Genomic DNA, 14,320 nt, shown 5'->3' on the forward strand with positions numbered 1-14,320 from the left:
AAACTGACAGAAACGAAATTTGGCAGTACAATAGAGCGCAATTTTACGGGATAAAAATGAAGGAATTATTATGATTTATAGCATGACGGCATTCGCCAGTTTGGAAATCAAAAAAGAGTGGGGCAATGCGGTGTGGGAAATTCGCTCGGTCAATCAACGTTATCTGGAAACCTTTTTCCGTCTGCCGGAACAATTCCGCAGTTTGGAAAATACCCTACGCGAAACCCTGCGTCAAAAGCTCACCCGTGGCAAAATCGAATGCACATTGCGCATTGACAACAAAAAACAAACTGCCGCCGAATTACACATCAATCAAGAACTCGCCAACCAAGTGTTGCAATCCCTGCAGTGGCTGAAACAACAGGCGGGTGAAGGCGAATTGAATTTAACCGACGTGTTGCGCTACCCGGGCGTGGTGGAAGTGCCGGAGCAGGACGTGGATTTAATCAGTCAAGATTTATTGGCGGCGTTTGAGCAGGTGGTGGGCGAATTTATCGCCATGCGTCAGCGCGAAGGGGAAAAAATCCATGCGTTGCTGACTCAACGCTTGGACGCCATTCACGCGGAACAGGAAAAAGTGCGGTCGAAAATGCCGGAGATTTTACAATGGCAGCGCGAACGTATGTTACAACGCTTTGAAGAAATTCAACTGCAACCCGATCCGCAACGCTTGGAGCAGGAACTCATCATGCTGGCGCAACGCATTGATGTAGCGGAAGAGCTGGATCGGTTACAGTTACATGTGAAAGAAACCCAAAACATTCTGCGCAAAGGCGGCGCGGTGGGGCGCAAACTGGATTTCATGATGCAGGAACTGAACCGCGAATCCAACACGCTGGCGTCCAAATCCATTAACGTGGAGGTGACCAATTCCGCCATTGAGCTGAAAGTGCTCATCGAGCAAATGCGCGAACAAATTCAAAATCTTGAGTAATTTATTGATATTTTTAAGGAAAGTACGATGGCATATTCACTTTTAACGGCACAACAGGACGACATTATCTGCCCGCTCGAACATTATGCGCTGATTGAAATCGCTGGCGCCGATGCGGAAAAATATTTGCAGGGGCAACTCACCTGCGATGTGACCAAATTGGCAGCGGGGCAATCCACCCTTTGCGCCCATTGCGATCCGAAGGGCAAAATGAGCGCCTTGTTCCGCTTGATTCGTCAGGACGAACACTTATTTTATATGTTGCTGAAACGCGAATTATTGCCTTCGGCGTTGGATCAACTGAAAAAATATGCGGTATTTTCCAAAGTCACCTTCACTCCGCTGGATTGGCAAATTCTCGGCGTTGCAGGCACAGAAGGCATTGAAAAGTGCGGTCAGATTTCCGCACAAATTCGCGTTGAAGTGAACGATCGACAACCGCGCATCATTTTATTGCATCCGACCAAGTTAGCCGTTGAACCGACCGCCGAAGCGCAGGCGTGGGATGTGTTGGATATTCAGGACGGTGTGCCGAGCTTGGCGGCGGCGACCCAATTACAATTCATTCCGCAGGCGTTAAATTTACAAAGTATTGAGCAGGCAATTTCCTTCCACAAAGGCTGTTATATCGGGCAGGAAACCGTGGCGCGCGCCAAATATCGTAGCGCCAATAAACGCGCTCTGTTTATTTTTGCGGCACAAACGGAGGCGCTGCCGGAACTCGGTTCTGCCTTAGAAATGGCGCTCGGCGACAACTGGCGCGCCACCGGCAGCATCACAAGTGCGGTCAATTTTGGCGGCGTTTTATGGTTGCAGGCAGTGTTAAATACGCCGTTGGAAGAAGGGCAGATCTTCCGCTTGCCTGGCAGCCAAACCTTGTTAGACATGCAACCTTTACCCTATGAGTTAAGCTAAATGAAAGTCGGATTGGTATTAGAAGGCGGCGCCATGCGCGGGATGTTCACCGCCGGCGTGTTGGACGTGTTTCTGGACGAACAAATTAAAATTGACGGCATCGTCAGCGTGTCCGCCGGCGCCTTGTTCGGCGTGAATTTTCCGTCCAAACAAAAAGGGCGCGTACTGCGTTACAACAAAAAATACCTGAACGACAAACGCTACATGGGCTTCCACAGCCTGTTCACCACGGGCAATATCGTCAACAAAGATTTCGCCTTTTATCAGTTGCCTTTTGAACTGGACGTGTTCGATCAGGATAAATTCGCCCGCTCCGGCATTGATTTTTATACGGTGCTCACCAACGTAGAAAGCGGCGAGGCGGAATATGTGAAAATCCACAACGCGTTTGAACAAATGGAAACCTTGCGCGCCACTTCCGCCATGCCTTTCGTGTCCAAAATGGTGGAAATTGACGGCAAAAAATACTTAGACGGCGGCATTGCGGACAGCATTTCGTTACATTTCTGTCAACAGCTGGGCTACGACAAAATCATCGTAGTTCTCACCCGCCCGCTGGATTACCGTAAAACGCCCACCAATCCGCTGCTGTTCAAAGCCTTTTATCGCCGCTATCCGAAACTGGTGGAACGCCTCACCAACCGTCACGCCGAATACAATCGCGCCGTAGAAGAAATCATTCACCTTAACGAACAAGGCAAAATCTTCGTCATTCGACCTTCTATCACACTTCCGATTCAACGCCTTGAAAAAGACGTCCACAAAGTGCAAGCCATGTATGACTTAGGCGTGAGCGATGCGCAGTATGTAATGAAAGATCTAAAAGCCTATTTGGCAGATTAAGAAACACTTGAAAAAATTACTCACAATCGAATCAAGTTCGATTGTTCGCCCCGATGGGGCCGTTGGCAAAGCCAACGTTCAAAAAACGTTGTTTTTTGTGACCGCACTTTTTGCGCTAAATCAGTTTAACCCCAAAGTCTTATTGCAGAAGCGGGGCAAATTTTTTACACTAACCGCGCAAATTCAATTTGTATTTCAGTTATATCGCAAGTTTGTGTATAGGAAATGACAAAGCCTTCTTTTGAACCTTTTCTCATTGTTATACCTTCCTTGTAAAACTTTCTTTCAAATTCAAAGGATTAGAAAATGAACGAAGCTTTACAACAGTTCAAACAACAATATTTGGTGAAATATTGGAATCCGGTTGTCGCCGTCATCGCGGCGGGTTTGATCTCGGCTTATTATTTTGGTGTGACCGGCACTTATTGGGCTGTCACAGGGGAATTTACCCGCTGGGGCGGACACGCGTTACAAGCCCTCGGCGTGGATGTGTCCGATTGGAGTTATTACAAAATTATCGGTATGCAAGGCACGATTTTCACCCGTATCGACGGCGTGATGATTCTAGGTATGTTCGCCGGTTGTATTTCCGCCGCGCTGTGGGCGAACAACGTGAAATGGCGCAATCAACCGCATAAACGCCGTATCGCACAAGCGCTCATCGGCGGCGCGCTGGCGGGTTTCGGCGCGCGTTTAGCGATGGGTTGTAACCTTGCCTCGCTGTTCACCGGGATCCCGCAATTCTCCGTGCACGCCTGGTTTTTCACCCTCGCCACCGCCCTCGGCACTTACGTCGGCGTGAAAGTCACCTTGCTACCGATGTTCCGAGTAAAATTGGAATTGAAAAAAGGCGCGGCGAAATTGCAGGAAACCGATCCGAAAAAAGCGCAACGCCGTTTCTGGATCGGCATAGTGGTGTTCTTCGCCTATCTTATCGCGTCCCTTTACGTCATGACCCAATCCGTCAAACTCGGCTTCGCTATGCTGTGCGGCTTGGCCTTCGGACTACTGATCGAACGGGCGCAAATCTGCTTTACTTCCGCCTTCCGCGATCTTTGGGTAACCGGTCGCGCTTATATGGCGAAAGCCATTATTTTCGGCATTCTTGCCGGCACTATCGGCGTATTCAGTTATATTCAATTAGGCGTCGCGCCTAAAATCATGTGGGCGGGTCCGAACGCCATTATCGGCGGTTTATTGTTCGGCTTCGGCATCGTGTTGGCGGGTGGCTGCGAAACCGGCTGGATGTATCGCTCGATGGAAGGGCAAGTGCATTTCATGTGGGTCGGCGTGGGCAACGTTATCGGTTCCACCTATTTAGCGTACGCCTGGGACGACTTGGCTCCGGCACTGGCGCTCGACTACGAAAAGCTCAACTTATTGAAAGAATTCGGTGCGGTCGGCGGGCTATTGGTGAACTACGGTTTATTGATTCTCTGCTTAATCGCCGTGATTTGGTGGGAAAAACGCTTCCTTGCCAAAGCAAAAGCCAAAATCGCCGCCGTTGCACGGGCGTAAAAGTGCGGTCCGATTTTACGTTATTTTTTATCTCACAGAAGGAAAACACACTATGGCATTTACCGTTGTACAAAAATTAGATAAAGATCCGAAAGACATCACTCCGGATTACACCTTAGACACTCTCGGCGAACCTTGCCCATACCCGGCAATCGTGATGCTGGAAACCATGCCGCAGCTACAAAAAGGCGAAATCCTCGAATTACTAAGCGACTGTGCGCAGTCCATCAACAACATCCCTGTGGACACCAAAAACCACGGCTACACCTTATTAAGCGTAGAACAAGACGGCACCAAGTTGCGCTATTTGATTCAGCGCTAAAGCGCTAAGTTAATCTTGATAAGATAAAAAGCCCGTCTGATACGGGCTTTATTTTATATAAAAATCGGCTTGAAGGATTATTTAAGGAATTAAAATAAAAAAAGGCTGAATAAAATATTATTCAGCCTTTATATCATTAATGACTTGTTTTATTCCGCTGTAGTTTCTTCACTAGAAACTTCCGGGCGATCTACTAACTCAATGTAAGCCATTGGAGCATTGTCACCTGCACGGAAACCACATTTTAAGATGCGGGTGTAACCACCAGCACGTTGTGCAAAACGTGGACCTAATTCATTAAATAATTTAGCAACTGTTTCTGTGTTGCGTGTACGAGCAAAAGCTAGGCGACGATTTGCCACGCTATCCACTTTTGCTAAAGTAATTAACGGCTCAACTACTCGACGTAATTCTTTTGCTTTAGGCAAAGTAGTTTTAATGATCTCATGACCAATTAAAGAACTTGCCATATTACGGAACATCGCTTGACGATGACTGCTATTACGGTTTAGTTGACGACCACTCTTACGATGGCGCATAACCTTATCCTTCTCAGAAAAATCTTTAACCTACGACCAAACTAGTCTTCAGCAATACTTGCTGGAGGCCAATTTTCAAGGCGCATACCTAGTGATAAGCCTCGTGAGGCAAGTACATCCTTAATTTCAGTAAGAGACTTCTTACCTAAATTAGGTGTTTTTAGTAACTCAACCTCTGTACGTTGAACTAAATCACCGATATAGTGAATTGTTTCTGCTTTTAAACAGTTAGCAGAACGAACTGTCAACTCTAAATCATCCACAGGACGAAGCAGAATCGGATCGAATTCAGGCTTCTCTTCCTTAATTTCAGGTTGACGAACATCACGCAAATCAACGAATGCATCAAGTTGCTCTGCTAAAATTGTTGCTGCACGACGAATTGCTTCCTCTGGGTCAATAGTACCATTTGTCTCTAGCTCAATAACCAATTTATCTAAATCGGTACGTTGCTCAACACGTGCTGCCTCAACATTATAAGCAATACGGTCAATCGGGCTATAACAAGCATCTACTAATAAGCGACCTATTGGACGATCATCATCTTGATTTTGAGTACGAGCTGATGCTGGCACGTATCCTCTACCACGTTGCACTCGAATACGCATATTAATAGACGCGTTTTCATCAGTTAAGTGGCAAATCACATGCTCAGGGTTTACAATTTCGACATCACCATCATGGGTAATATCTGCAGCAACAACAGGGCCAATTCCAGACTTACTAAGTGTTAGAAGAACATCATCCTTATTTTGCACCTTTACAGCTAACCCTTTTAGGTTTAAAAGCACTTCAAGAATATCCTCTTGTACACCCTCTTTACTACTATATTCATGCAGTACACCATCGATCTCTACTTCAGTAACAGCACAACCCGGCATTGAAGATAAAAGAATTCGACGTAACGCATTTCCTAGAGTATGACCGAAACCACGCTCTAAAGGCTCTAAGATCACTTTAGCTTGCGTAGAGCTAATTTGCTCAATATCAACTAAACGTGGCTTTAAAAATTCTGTAACAGAACCCTGCATTTTATCCTCTCTTTGCTTCTAAGCTCTATTATTTAGAATAAAGCTCAACGATCAGATGTTCATTAATGTCTGCTGATAAATCAGAACGTTCAGGAACACGTTTAAATACACCCTCCATTTTAGCAGTATCAACCTCTAACCAAGTTGGTTTTTCTTTTTGTTCTGCTAACTCTAATGATGCTTTAATGCGTGCTTGTTTTTTAGATTTTTCACGAACAGCAACTACATCATCAACTGAAACCTGGAAAGATGGAATATTTACCACACGACCATTAACAACAATAGCTTTATGACTCACTAATTGGCGAGCTTCAGCACGAGTTGCTGCAAATCCCATACGATAAACCACATTATCCAACCGACCCTCAAGCAATACTAATAAATTTTCACCAGTATTTCCCTTTAATCGATTTGCTTCTTTGTAGTAATTGCGGAATTGACGTTCTAAAATACCGTACATACGGCGAACTTTTTGCTTTTCACGCAACTGACTACCATAGTCAGATAAGCGTGGTTTACGAGCACCATGTTGACCAGGTGCGGTATCAATCTTACATTTTGAATCAATCGCACGAACGCCTGATTTAAGAAATAAATCAGTACCTTCACGGCGGCTTAGCTTGAGTTTAGGACCCAAATATCTTGCCATTTTCTTTCTCCAACTATCCTATAACGTCATTAAACACGACGTTTTTTCGGTGGACGACAACCGTTATGAGGAATCGGAGTCACATCAGTAATATTCGTGATACGGAAACCTGCCGCATTTAACGCACGAATAGTTGACTCACGACCAGGACCAGGTCCTTTTACCATAACTTCCAAGTTCTTTAAGCCGAATTCTTTTACGATTTCAGCACAACGCTCAGCAGCAACCTGTGCAGCAAACGGGGTTGATTTACGAGAACCACGGAAACCTGAACCACCTGCTGTAGCCCAAGCTAAGGCATTACCTTGGCGATCAGTTATAGTAACGATTGTATTATTGAAAGATGCGTGAATGTGTGCAACGCCATCTACAACTTGTTTTTTTACACGTTTACGTGCACGAACTGGTGTTTTTGCCATCTTAATTTACCCCGATTATTTTTTGATCGGCTTACGAGGACCCTTACGGGTACGCGCATTAGTTTTAGTACGTTGACCACGTACAGGTAGACTACGACGATGACGTAAACCACGATAACAACCTAAATCTAATAGGCGTTTAATGTTGAGTGTTACTTCACGACGTAAATCCCCTTCAACGGTAAATTTACCAACTTCGTCACGCAGTTTGTCAATCTGCTCTTCAGACAATTCGCTGATCTTAACATCTTCGGCAATACCTGCTGCTGCACAAATAGTTTTTGAGCGGGTCTTACCAATACCGTAAATTGCAGTTAAAGCGATTACAGCGTGTTTATGATCAGGAATGTTAATGCCTGCAATACGGGCCACTATGCACTCCTATTTTTGATTAGTTGACACTCTGATCTTGAAAAGCCCGTTTTCAGGATACTCAAACAGAGTGCCAAGGAAATAAATGAGCTGAGTAGTATATCTACCCAACTTGTTCTTTGCAAGAAAAATATCAATTAACCTTGACGTTGTTTATGCTTAGGGTCGCTACAAAGTACACGAACAACCCCTTCACGTTTAACAATTTTACAGTTACGACATAATTTCTTAACGGAAGCACGAACTTTCATTGCTTATCCTTTTATTAATTGGACTATTGTCCAAAACCTTTAAGGTTTGCTTTTTTCAGCGCAGATTCATATCTTGTAGACATCAAATGACTTTGAATCTGAACGATGAAATCCATAATTACCACCACAACGATCAATAAGGAGGTACCACCAAAATAAAACTGTACATTCCATGCTGAAGTCATGATATAAGGAACTAAACATACGAATGTGACATAAAGACCACCAATAAGCGTAAGTCTGGTCATAATCTTATCGATATATCTAGATGTTTGTTCCCCTGGTCTAATTCCAGGTATAAATGCACCTGATTTTTTCAAGTTATCTGCCGTATCTCTAGGATTATATTGCATAGCAGTATAGAAAAAGCTAAAGAAAATAATTGCGGTAGCATAGACAACTAAGTATAGAGGCTGCCCAGGATGTAATAACATTGACAAATCAGTTAACCATTCCAGACTGGAACCCTGCCCAAACCATTGAGTTAATGTTGCAGGAAAAAGAATTATACTTGATGCAAAAATTGCTGGGATAACGCCCGCCATATTCACTTTTAATGGAAGATGAGTCGAGTGCCCCCCCAAAATTTGTCTACCTTGTTGACGTTTAGCATATTCAACTTTAATTCTTCTCTGTCCTCTTTCTACAAAGACCACAAAGTAAGTAACTGCTAAGACAATTACAGCAATTAATAGAAGAACGAGAAAATGCATTTGACCAAGACGAGCTTGCTCAATTGTTTGACCAATTGCAGCCGGTAATCCAGCTACAATACCAGCAAAAATAATTAAAGAAATCCCGTTACCAATACCGCGCTCTGTAATTTGCTCACCTAACCACATTAGGAACATCGTTCCTGTGACCAAGCTAATTACAGCAGTAAAGTAAAACCCAAACCCTAAGTTAGGGACTAATCCAGGTAACATATTAGGCAAGCCCGTTGAAATACCCACCGCCTGTAAAGTAGCAAGTACAACTGTTGAATAACGTGTATATTTACTAATTTTACGACGACCAGACTCACCCTCTTTTCTTAATTCTGCTAGCGCAGGATGAACCGATGCTAACAATTGGATAATAATTGATGCCGAGATATATGGCATAATTCCCAACGCAAAAATAGAAGCACGGCTCAGCGCACCACCAGAGAACATATTAAACATATCAATAATGGTGCCTTTTTGTTGCTCAATCAATTGGGCCAATACAGCTGCATCTATACCAGGAACCGGAATGAATGAACCAATACGGAAAACAATAAGCGCCCCCAGAACAAACAGCAGTCTGCTCTTTAGTTCACTTGTACCGCCTTGAGTACTTCTTGTTTGATAGCCTGGTTGTTTAGCCATTAATTATTCCTCGATTGAACCGCCAACAGCCTCAATAGCTGCTCTAGCACCCTTAGTAACACGCAAACCACGAATAACTAATTTAGACTTCACTTCACCAGCTAAAATAACTTTAGCGAACTGAATGTCCTTAGTTAAAATATTGGCGGCTTTCAATGTTTCTAAAGTAACAATACCATTTTCAATTTTATTCAGATCATCTAAACGAACTTCTGCCGTAACTGCAGATTTCATTGAAGTAAAACCGAATTTAGGCAAACGACGGTATAGTGGCATTTGACCACCTTCAAACCCGCGACGAACACCGCCACCAGTACGAGATTTTTGACCTTTATGACCACGTCCACCAGTTTTTCCTAGACCTGAACCAATACCACGACCTAGACGTTTAGCACTATGCTTAGCACCCTCAGCCGGAGATAGAGTATTTAAACGCATCTATTACTCCTCCACTTTAACCATATATGAAACCTGGTTAATCATTCCACGTACTGCCGGAGTATCAATTAACTCAACAGTATGGTGCATATGGCGAAGACCAAGACCACGTAGTGTAGCTTTATGCTTCGGTAAACGAGCAATAGAACTACGAACTTGCGTTACTTTAATAGTTTTAGCCATTATTAATTACCCCAAAATTTCATCAACTGATTTACCACGTTTAGCAGCAACCATTTCTGGTGACTTCATTTTTGCTAAAGCATCAATAGTTGCACGAACAACATTGATTGGATTAGTTGAACCATAAGCTTTTGACAATACATTACGTACGCCAGCCACTTCCAATACAGCACGCATTGCACCACCGGCAATAATACCGGTACCTTCACTGGCAGGTTGCATAAACACACGTGAACCTGTATGAACACCTTTAATAGGATGCTGTAATGTACCTTCGGTTAAAGTTACATTGATCATATTACGACGTGCTTTTTCCATTGCTTTTTGAATAGCTGCAGGAACTTCACGCGCTTTGCCATACCCAAAACCAACACGACCATTACCATCGCCTACTACGGTTAACGCAGTAAAGCTCATAATACGACCACCCTTTACAGTTTTAGATACGCGGTTTACCGCAATTAGCTTCTCTTGCAGTTCACCAGCTTGTTTTTCGATGTTTGACATCTCAAATTACCTCAATTAGAACTGTAGACCAGCTTCACGAGCAGCATCCGCTAGCGATTGGATACGGCCATGATATTTAAAACCGGAACGATCAAAAGCTACGTCTTTAACGCCTTTTGCTAACGCTCTTTCCGCCACAACTTTACCTACAACTGCGGCAGCATCTTTATTTCCGGTATATTTTACTTGCTCACTAATTGCTTTCTCAACAGTAGAAGCAGCAGCAAGCACTTCTGAACCGTTTGGTGCGATAACCTGAGCGTAAATATGACGCGGAGTACGGTGAACAACTAAACGAGTTACACCTTGCTCTCTCATCATATGACGCGCACGAGCCGCACGACGGATACGAGCTGATTTCTTATCCATAGTGTTACCTTAATTATTTCTTCTTAGCTTCTTTAATACGCACCACTTCATCAGCGTAACGTACCCCTTTACCTTTATACGGCTCAGGACGACGATAAGCACGAATATCTGCAGCAACTTGACCGATTAACTGTTTATCCGAACCTTTCAAAACAATTTCTGTTTGAGATGGACATTCAGCAGTAATCCCCGCAGGTAAAACATGCTCAACAGGGTGAGAAAATCCAAGACTTAAAGCAACAGCATTTCCTTTAATTTGAGCTCTATAACCTACACCTACTAATTGTAGTTTTCTTGTAAATCCTTCAGTAACACCAATAACCATAGAATTAACTAATGCTCTAGCAGTACCAGATTGCGCATTACCGCCTTCAATACCTTCGCGTGGGGAGAATGTTAATTCATTATTTTCATGTTTAACTTCTACTGAATGATGAATAGAGCGTGACAACTCACCATTTTTACCTTTAATTGTTAGTAACTGTCCGTTAAGTTTTACCTCAACACCGGCAGGAATACTAACAGGTGCTTTTGCAACACGAGACATTTTCCTACCTCTCCATTAAGCTACATAACAAATGATCTCACCGCCTAAACCCGCTTGACGAGCTGCACGGTCAGTCATTACACCTTTAGATGTAGATACTACAGCGATACCTAAACCACCCATTACTTTCGGTAATTCGTCTTTACGTTTATAAATACGAAGACCAGGGCGACTTACACGCTGGATGCTTTCTACAACTGGTTTACCTTGGAAATACTTTAATGTGATTTCCAATTCAGGTTTTACACCTTCAACTACTTTAACGCTTTCGATATAACCTTCGTTAGCTAATACATTGGCAATTGCAACTTTTAGCTTGGATGAAGGCATACTGATCGCAACTTTATTCGCAGCTTGACCGTTACGAATACGGGTCAACATATCTGCGATAGGATCTTGCATACTCATTGTGCTTTTACTCCGATTCCAAATTAAAGTGGCACATTACCAACTTGCTTTCTTAAGACCCGGGATCTCACCGCGCATAGCGGCTTCACGAACCTTAATACGGCTTAAACCAAACTTACGAAGAACGCCGTGAGGACGTCCGGTTTGACGACAGCGGTTACGTTGACGACTAGGACTAGAATCACGTGGTAAAGTTTGCAACTTCAACACGGCATTCCAACGGTCTTCGTCAGAGGCATTAACGTCAGAAATAATTTTTTTCAATTCTACACGTTGAGCGTAGAACTTTTCAGCCAATTTCACGCGTTTTACATCGCGTGCTTTCATTGATTGTTTAGCCATTTGTAACCTGCCTTACTTACGGAATGGGAAATTAAAGGCAGCCAATAGTGCTCGACCTTCTTCATCATTCTTAGCTGTGGTGGTAATAGTAATATCTAAACCACGCACACGATCTACTTTATCGTAGTCGATTTCAGGGAAGATGATTTGCTCACGCACACCCATACTGTAATTTCCACGACCATCAAATGATTTCGCGCTTAAACCGCGGAAGTCACGAATACGTGGAACAGCAATTGTAATTAAACGTTCTAAGAACTCCCACATACGCTCACCACGTAGTGTTACTTTACAACCGATTGGATATCCCTGACGGATTTTAAAGCCAGCAACAGATTTACGGGCTTTCGTAATCAAAGGTTTTTGACCGCTAATTGCTGCGAGATCCGCTACCGCGTTATCTAGCAATTTCTTATCGGTCAATGCTTCACCCACACCCATATTTAGGGTTATCTTTTCGATTCGTGGGACTTGCATGACAGATGAGTAGTTGAATTTCGTTTTCAATTCATTTACTACTTGATCTCTGTAGTAATCATGCAGTTTCGCCATCGCATTACTCCAGTTTATTAAATAATTTCATTGTTAGATTTGAAGAAACGTACTTTTTTGCCGTCTTCGAATCTAAAACCTACTCGGTCAGCTTTATTTGTTGTCGGATTGAAAATTGCAACGTTTGATACATCAATCGCCGCTTCTTTCTTAACTAAACCACCTTCTTTACCTAATGCAGGTACCGGTTTTTCATGTTTAGTAATAATATTTACACCTTCAACAATCACTTTACCGTTAGATAACACTTTAGTTACCTTGCCACGCTTACCTTTGCTTTTGCCGGTAAGCACAATTACTTCATCATTTTGACGGATTTTTGCAGCCATTACATTCTCCTTACAGTACTTCTGGAGCCAAGGAAATGATCTTCATGAATTTCTCAGAACGAAGTTCACGAGTCACCGGTCCAAAAATACGAGTACCGATTGGTTGCTCGGTGTTATTATTTAAAATTACACAGGCATTACCATCGAAACGAATAACTGACCCATCTGGGCGACGAACACCCTTCTTGGTGCGCACAACAACCGCTTTTAACACATCACCTTTTTTCACTTTACCGCGCGGAATTGCTTCTTTTACGGTAATTTTGATGATGTCGCCAATAGCAGCATAACGACGGTGCGATCCACCTAGAACCTTGATACACATTACGCTGCGAGCCCCTGAGTTATCAGCAACATCCAGCATAGTCTGTTCTTGGATCATATTAGTGCTCCGTTAAATTAAAAAACCACCCTTGCGGGACGAACCTACCCATAGCGGATAGGGTGCGGATTCTAGCATAAAAAACACAGCGAAAGCAATAAGCTTTTAAATAACTTATGATCTTTTATCAAAGTCATTGGTTCTAACCATACTAAGAGGAAAGTGCGGTCAAAATTTTAAATGTTTTTCAGAAGAATCATATAGAAATAAAAAAGCCAATGACACAAAATCATTGGCTTTTATTTAACGTTAATTAAGCAATTACTGCTTTCTCAACAACACGAACTAAAGTCCATGACTTAGTTTTAGAAATCGGACGACATTCGCGAACTTCTACTAAATCACCTAATTTAGCTTCGTTATTTTCATCGTGCACATGTAGTTTAGTTGTGCGACGGATAAACTTACCATAAAGTGGGTGTTTAACCTTGCGTTCAATAGCAACAACGAAAGATTTCTCCATCTTGTCGCTCACTACACGACCTTGCACGCTACGAATTTTATCAGTCATTACTCACCCGCCTTTTCGGTTAGAACAGTTTTAATTTGTGCAATACTACGACGCACTTGTTTTAACTGATGGGTTTGTTGAAGCTGACCGGTGGCTGCTTGCATACGCAACTTGAATTGCTCACCTAACAAGTTAACCAATTCAGCATTCAGCTCTTCAACACTTTTTGTACGTAGTTCTTGAGCTTTCATTACATCACCGTCTTAGTTACGAAAGTGGTCTTAACCGGCAATTTAGCAGCTGCTAATGCAAATGCTTCTCTTGCGATCTCTTCAGACACACCATCCATTTCATAGAGAACTTTACCCGGCTGGATTAAGGCTACCCAGTACTCAACGTTACCTTTACCTTTACCCATACGAACTTCTAATGGTTTTTCAGTAATTGGTTTATCTGGGAATACACGAATCCAGATTTTACCTTGACGTTTTACTGCACGAGTCATAGCACGACGAGCGGCTTCAATTTGACGCGCAGTTAAACGGCCACGACCAACTGCTTTTAAACCGAAAGTACCGAAGCTAACTTCTGTACCGCCCGCGATACCACGGTTACGGCCTTTGTGAACTTTACGGAATTTTGTACGTTTTGGTTGCAACATTTAGCGATT

Annotated in this window: 25 protein-coding genes; 5 read left to right on the top strand and 20 right to left on the bottom strand. The window is 43.1% G+C overall.

What is annotated here, in order from left to right; translation table 11 throughout:
* Positions 1-70: 70 nt before the first annotated feature.
* The 5 genes from DK430_RS08245 to yedF all read left to right on the top strand — a co-directional run bounded on the left by DK430_RS08245 (position 71) and on the right by yedF (position 4,532).
* Positions 71-934 (top strand): YicC/YloC family endoribonuclease, encoded by an 864-nt coding sequence (locus tag DK430_RS08245; RefSeq protein WP_109078602.1) that lies wholly within the window; start codon positions 71-73, stop codon positions 932-934.
* 27 nt (positions 935-961) lie between these two features.
* Positions 962-1,849 carry a CAF17-like 4Fe-4S cluster assembly/insertion protein YgfZ gene (ygfZ, locus tag DK430_RS08250; protein ID WP_109078603.1) on the top strand — a complete coding sequence of 296 codons (888 nt, stop codon included), beginning with the start codon at positions 962-964 and terminating at the stop codon, positions 1,847-1,849.
* Positions 1,850-2,692, top strand: a complete 843-nt coding sequence (locus DK430_RS08255; protein ID WP_109078604.1) for a patatin-like phospholipase family protein — start codon at positions 1,850-1,852, stop codon at positions 2,690-2,692.
* A gap of 306 nt (positions 2,693-2,998) precedes the next feature.
* Positions 2,999-4,210 carry a selenium metabolism membrane protein YedE/FdhT gene (gene yedE, locus DK430_RS08265; protein ID WP_109078606.1) on the top strand — a complete coding sequence of 404 codons (1,212 nt, stop codon included), beginning with the start codon at positions 2,999-3,001 and terminating at the stop codon, positions 4,208-4,210.
* A gap of 52 nt (positions 4,211-4,262) precedes the next feature.
* A complete protein-coding gene (gene yedF / locus DK430_RS08270) occupies positions 4,263-4,532 on the top strand; it encodes a sulfurtransferase-like selenium metabolism protein YedF (protein WP_005696304.1) in 270 nt (89 codons plus the stop codon).
* A gap of 149 nt (positions 4,533-4,681) precedes the next feature.
* Here the strand turns inward: yedF and rplQ are convergent, their stop codons facing one another.
* The 20 genes from rplQ to rplP form a co-directional block, all read right to left on the bottom strand.
* Positions 4,682-5,071, bottom strand: coding sequence for a 50S ribosomal protein L17 (gene rplQ, locus DK430_RS08275; protein ID WP_109078607.1), 390 nt, complete (start codon positions 5,069-5,071; stop codon positions 4,682-4,684).
* Positions 5,072-5,112: 41 nt separating this feature from the next.
* A complete protein-coding gene (locus DK430_RS08280; protein WP_109078608.1) occupies positions 5,113-6,102 on the bottom strand; it encodes a DNA-directed RNA polymerase subunit alpha in 990 nt (329 codons plus the stop codon).
* 28 nt (positions 6,103-6,130) lie between these two features.
* A complete protein-coding gene (gene rpsD, locus DK430_RS08285) occupies positions 6,131-6,751 on the bottom strand; it encodes a 30S ribosomal protein S4 (protein ID WP_109078609.1) in 621 nt (206 codons plus the stop codon).
* 29 nt (positions 6,752-6,780) lie between these two features.
* Positions 6,781-7,170, bottom strand: a complete 390-nt coding sequence (rpsK, locus tag DK430_RS08290; RefSeq protein ID WP_005543603.1) for a 30S ribosomal protein S11 — start codon at positions 7,168-7,170, stop codon at positions 6,781-6,783.
* 15 nt (positions 7,171-7,185) lie between these two features.
* Positions 7,186-7,542, bottom strand: a complete 357-nt coding sequence (gene rpsM, locus DK430_RS08295; protein WP_109078610.1) for a 30S ribosomal protein S13 — start codon at positions 7,540-7,542, stop codon at positions 7,186-7,188.
* 137 nt (positions 7,543-7,679) lie between these two features.
* Entirely contained in the window at positions 7,680-7,793 is a 114-nt protein-coding gene (gene rpmJ, locus DK430_RS08300) for a 50S ribosomal protein L36 (protein WP_005548767.1), read from the bottom strand.
* Positions 7,794-7,816: 23 nt separating this feature from the next.
* Positions 7,817-9,142: a preprotein translocase subunit SecY gene (gene secY, locus DK430_RS08305; RefSeq protein ID WP_109078611.1), complete on the bottom strand. Its 1,326-nt coding sequence runs from the start codon at positions 9,140-9,142 to the stop codon at positions 7,817-7,819.
* Between the two features lie 3 nt (positions 9,143-9,145).
* Positions 9,146-9,580, bottom strand: a complete 435-nt coding sequence (gene rplO, locus DK430_RS08310; protein WP_109078612.1) for a 50S ribosomal protein L15 — start codon at positions 9,578-9,580, stop codon at positions 9,146-9,148.
* 3 nt (positions 9,581-9,583) lie between these two features.
* Positions 9,584-9,763, bottom strand: a complete 180-nt coding sequence (gene rpmD, locus DK430_RS08315) for a 50S ribosomal protein L30 (RefSeq protein WP_005543631.1) — start codon at positions 9,761-9,763, stop codon at positions 9,584-9,586.
* Between the two features lie 6 nt (positions 9,764-9,769).
* Positions 9,770-10,270: a 30S ribosomal protein S5 gene (gene rpsE, locus DK430_RS08320; RefSeq protein ID WP_109078613.1), complete on the bottom strand. Its 501-nt coding sequence runs from the start codon at positions 10,268-10,270 to the stop codon at positions 9,770-9,772.
* Between the two features lie 15 nt (positions 10,271-10,285).
* Positions 10,286-10,639 carry a 50S ribosomal protein L18 gene (gene rplR, locus DK430_RS08325; RefSeq protein WP_109078614.1) on the bottom strand — a complete coding sequence of 118 codons (354 nt, stop codon included), beginning with the start codon at positions 10,637-10,639 and terminating at the stop codon, positions 10,286-10,288.
* Positions 10,640-10,652: 13 nt separating this feature from the next.
* Entirely contained in the window at positions 10,653-11,186 is a 534-nt protein-coding gene (gene rplF, locus DK430_RS08330) for a 50S ribosomal protein L6 (protein WP_005715756.1), read from the bottom strand.
* A gap of 15 nt (positions 11,187-11,201) precedes the next feature.
* Entirely contained in the window at positions 11,202-11,594 is a 393-nt protein-coding gene (gene rpsH, locus DK430_RS08335; RefSeq protein WP_109078615.1) for a 30S ribosomal protein S8, read from the bottom strand.
* Positions 11,595-11,630: 36 nt separating this feature from the next.
* A complete protein-coding gene (gene rpsN, locus DK430_RS08340; protein WP_109078616.1) occupies positions 11,631-11,936 on the bottom strand; it encodes a 30S ribosomal protein S14 in 306 nt (101 codons plus the stop codon).
* Between the two features lie 12 nt (positions 11,937-11,948).
* A complete protein-coding gene (gene rplE, locus DK430_RS08345; protein ID WP_005548784.1) occupies positions 11,949-12,488 on the bottom strand; it encodes a 50S ribosomal protein L5 in 540 nt (179 codons plus the stop codon).
* A 17-nt stretch (positions 12,489-12,505) separates the two neighbouring features.
* The gene (gene rplX / locus DK430_RS08350; protein ID WP_005548785.1) at positions 12,506-12,817 is read right to left on the bottom strand and encodes a 50S ribosomal protein L24; all 312 of its coding nucleotides are present in this window, start codon (positions 12,815-12,817) and stop codon (positions 12,506-12,508) included.
* Between the two features lie 10 nt (positions 12,818-12,827).
* Entirely contained in the window at positions 12,828-13,199 is a 372-nt protein-coding gene (rplN, locus tag DK430_RS08355) for a 50S ribosomal protein L14 (protein ID WP_005548786.1), read from the bottom strand.
* A gap of 253 nt (positions 13,200-13,452) precedes the next feature.
* Complete coding sequence (gene rpsQ, locus DK430_RS08360; protein WP_005539352.1) at positions 13,453-13,710, bottom strand: 30S ribosomal protein S17; 258 nt, start codon at positions 13,708-13,710, stop codon at positions 13,453-13,455.
* Positions 13,710-13,901 carry a 50S ribosomal protein L29 gene (rpmC, locus tag DK430_RS08365; protein WP_005539356.1) on the bottom strand — a complete coding sequence of 64 codons (192 nt, stop codon included), beginning with the start codon at positions 13,899-13,901 and terminating at the stop codon, positions 13,710-13,712. Before rpmC ends, rpsQ begins: the two co-directional genes overlap by 1 nt.
* Complete coding sequence (rplP, locus tag DK430_RS08370; RefSeq protein WP_005539359.1) at positions 13,901-14,311, bottom strand: 50S ribosomal protein L16; 411 nt, start codon at positions 14,309-14,311, stop codon at positions 13,901-13,903. The genes rpmC and rplP overlap by 1 nt, the downstream gene beginning before the upstream one ends.
* Positions 14,312-14,320 lie beyond the last annotated feature (9 nt).

The sequence above is a fragment of the Aggregatibacter kilianii genome, from assembly GCF_003129965.1.
GTDB lineage: Bacteria > Pseudomonadota > Gammaproteobacteria > Enterobacterales > Pasteurellaceae > Aggregatibacter > Aggregatibacter kilianii_A.

Excerpts from the sequence above, each read along its gene's own strand:
- rplX (WP_005548785.1), bottom strand. The coding sequence starts at position 12,817 with ATGGCTGCAAAAATCCGTCAAAATGATGAAGTAATTGTGCTTACCGGC.
- rpmC (WP_005539356.1), bottom strand. The coding sequence starts at position 13,901 with ATGAAAGCTCAAGAACTACGTACAAAAAGTGTTGAAGAGCTGAATGCT.
- rpsH (WP_109078615.1), bottom strand. The coding sequence starts at position 11,594 with ATGAGTATGCAAGATCCTATCGCAGATATGTTGACCCGTATTCGTAAC.
- yedF (WP_005696304.1), top strand. The coding sequence starts at position 4,263 with ATGGCATTTACCGTTGTACAAAAATTAGATAAAGATCCGAAAGACATC.
- rplQ (WP_109078607.1), bottom strand. The coding sequence starts at position 5,071 with ATGCGCCATCGTAAGAGTGGTCGTCAACTAAACCGTAATAGCAGTCAT.
- rpmJ (WP_005548767.1), bottom strand. The coding sequence starts at position 7,793 with ATGAAAGTTCGTGCTTCCGTTAAGAAATTATGTCGTAACTGTAAAATT.
- secY (WP_109078611.1), bottom strand. The coding sequence starts at position 9,142 with ATGGCTAAACAACCAGGCTATCAAACAAGAAGTACTCAAGGCGGTACA.
- rplF (WP_005715756.1), bottom strand. The coding sequence starts at position 11,186 with ATGTCTCGTGTTGCAAAAGCACCTGTTAGTATTCCTGCCGGTGTTGAG.
- rpsN (WP_109078616.1), bottom strand. The coding sequence starts at position 11,936 with ATGGCTAAACAATCAATGAAAGCACGCGATGTAAAACGCGTGAAATTG.
- DK430_RS08280 (WP_109078608.1), bottom strand. The coding sequence starts at position 6,102 with ATGCAGGGTTCTGTTACAGAATTTTTAAAGCCACGTTTAGTTGATATT.
- rplN (WP_005548786.1), bottom strand. The coding sequence starts at position 13,199 with ATGATCCAAGAACAGACTATGCTGGATGTTGCTGATAACTCAGGGGCT.
- rpsD (WP_109078609.1), bottom strand. The coding sequence starts at position 6,751 with ATGGCAAGATATTTGGGTCCTAAACTCAAGCTAAGCCGCCGTGAAGGT.
- rplP (WP_005539359.1), bottom strand. The coding sequence starts at position 14,311 with ATGTTGCAACCAAAACGTACAAAATTCCGTAAAGTTCACAAAGGCCGT.
- rpsQ (WP_005539352.1), bottom strand. The coding sequence starts at position 13,710 with ATGACTGATAAAATTCGTAGCGTGCAAGGTCGTGTAGTGAGCGACAAG.
- rpsK (WP_005543603.1), bottom strand. The coding sequence starts at position 7,170 with ATGGCAAAAACACCAGTTCGTGCACGTAAACGTGTAAAAAAACAAGTT.
- rplR (WP_109078614.1), bottom strand. The coding sequence starts at position 10,639 with ATGGATAAGAAATCAGCTCGTATCCGTCGTGCGGCTCGTGCGCGTCAT.
- DK430_RS08255 (WP_109078604.1), top strand. The coding sequence starts at position 1,850 with ATGAAAGTCGGATTGGTATTAGAAGGCGGCGCCATGCGCGGGATGTTC.
- ygfZ (WP_109078603.1), top strand. The coding sequence starts at position 962 with ATGGCATATTCACTTTTAACGGCACAACAGGACGACATTATCTGCCCG.
- DK430_RS08245 (WP_109078602.1), top strand. The coding sequence starts at position 71 with ATGATTTATAGCATGACGGCATTCGCCAGTTTGGAAATCAAAAAAGAG.
- rplE (WP_005548784.1), bottom strand. The coding sequence starts at position 12,488 with ATGGCGAAACTGCATGATTACTACAGAGATCAAGTAGTAAATGAATTG.
- yedE (WP_109078606.1), top strand. The coding sequence starts at position 2,999 with ATGAACGAAGCTTTACAACAGTTCAAACAACAATATTTGGTGAAATAT.
- rpmD (WP_005543631.1), bottom strand. The coding sequence starts at position 9,763 with ATGGCTAAAACTATTAAAGTAACGCAAGTTCGTAGTTCTATTGCTCGT.
- rpsE (WP_109078613.1), bottom strand. The coding sequence starts at position 10,270 with ATGTCAAACATCGAAAAACAAGCTGGTGAACTGCAAGAGAAGCTAATT.
- rplO (WP_109078612.1), bottom strand. The coding sequence starts at position 9,580 with ATGCGTTTAAATACTCTATCTCCGGCTGAGGGTGCTAAGCATAGTGCT.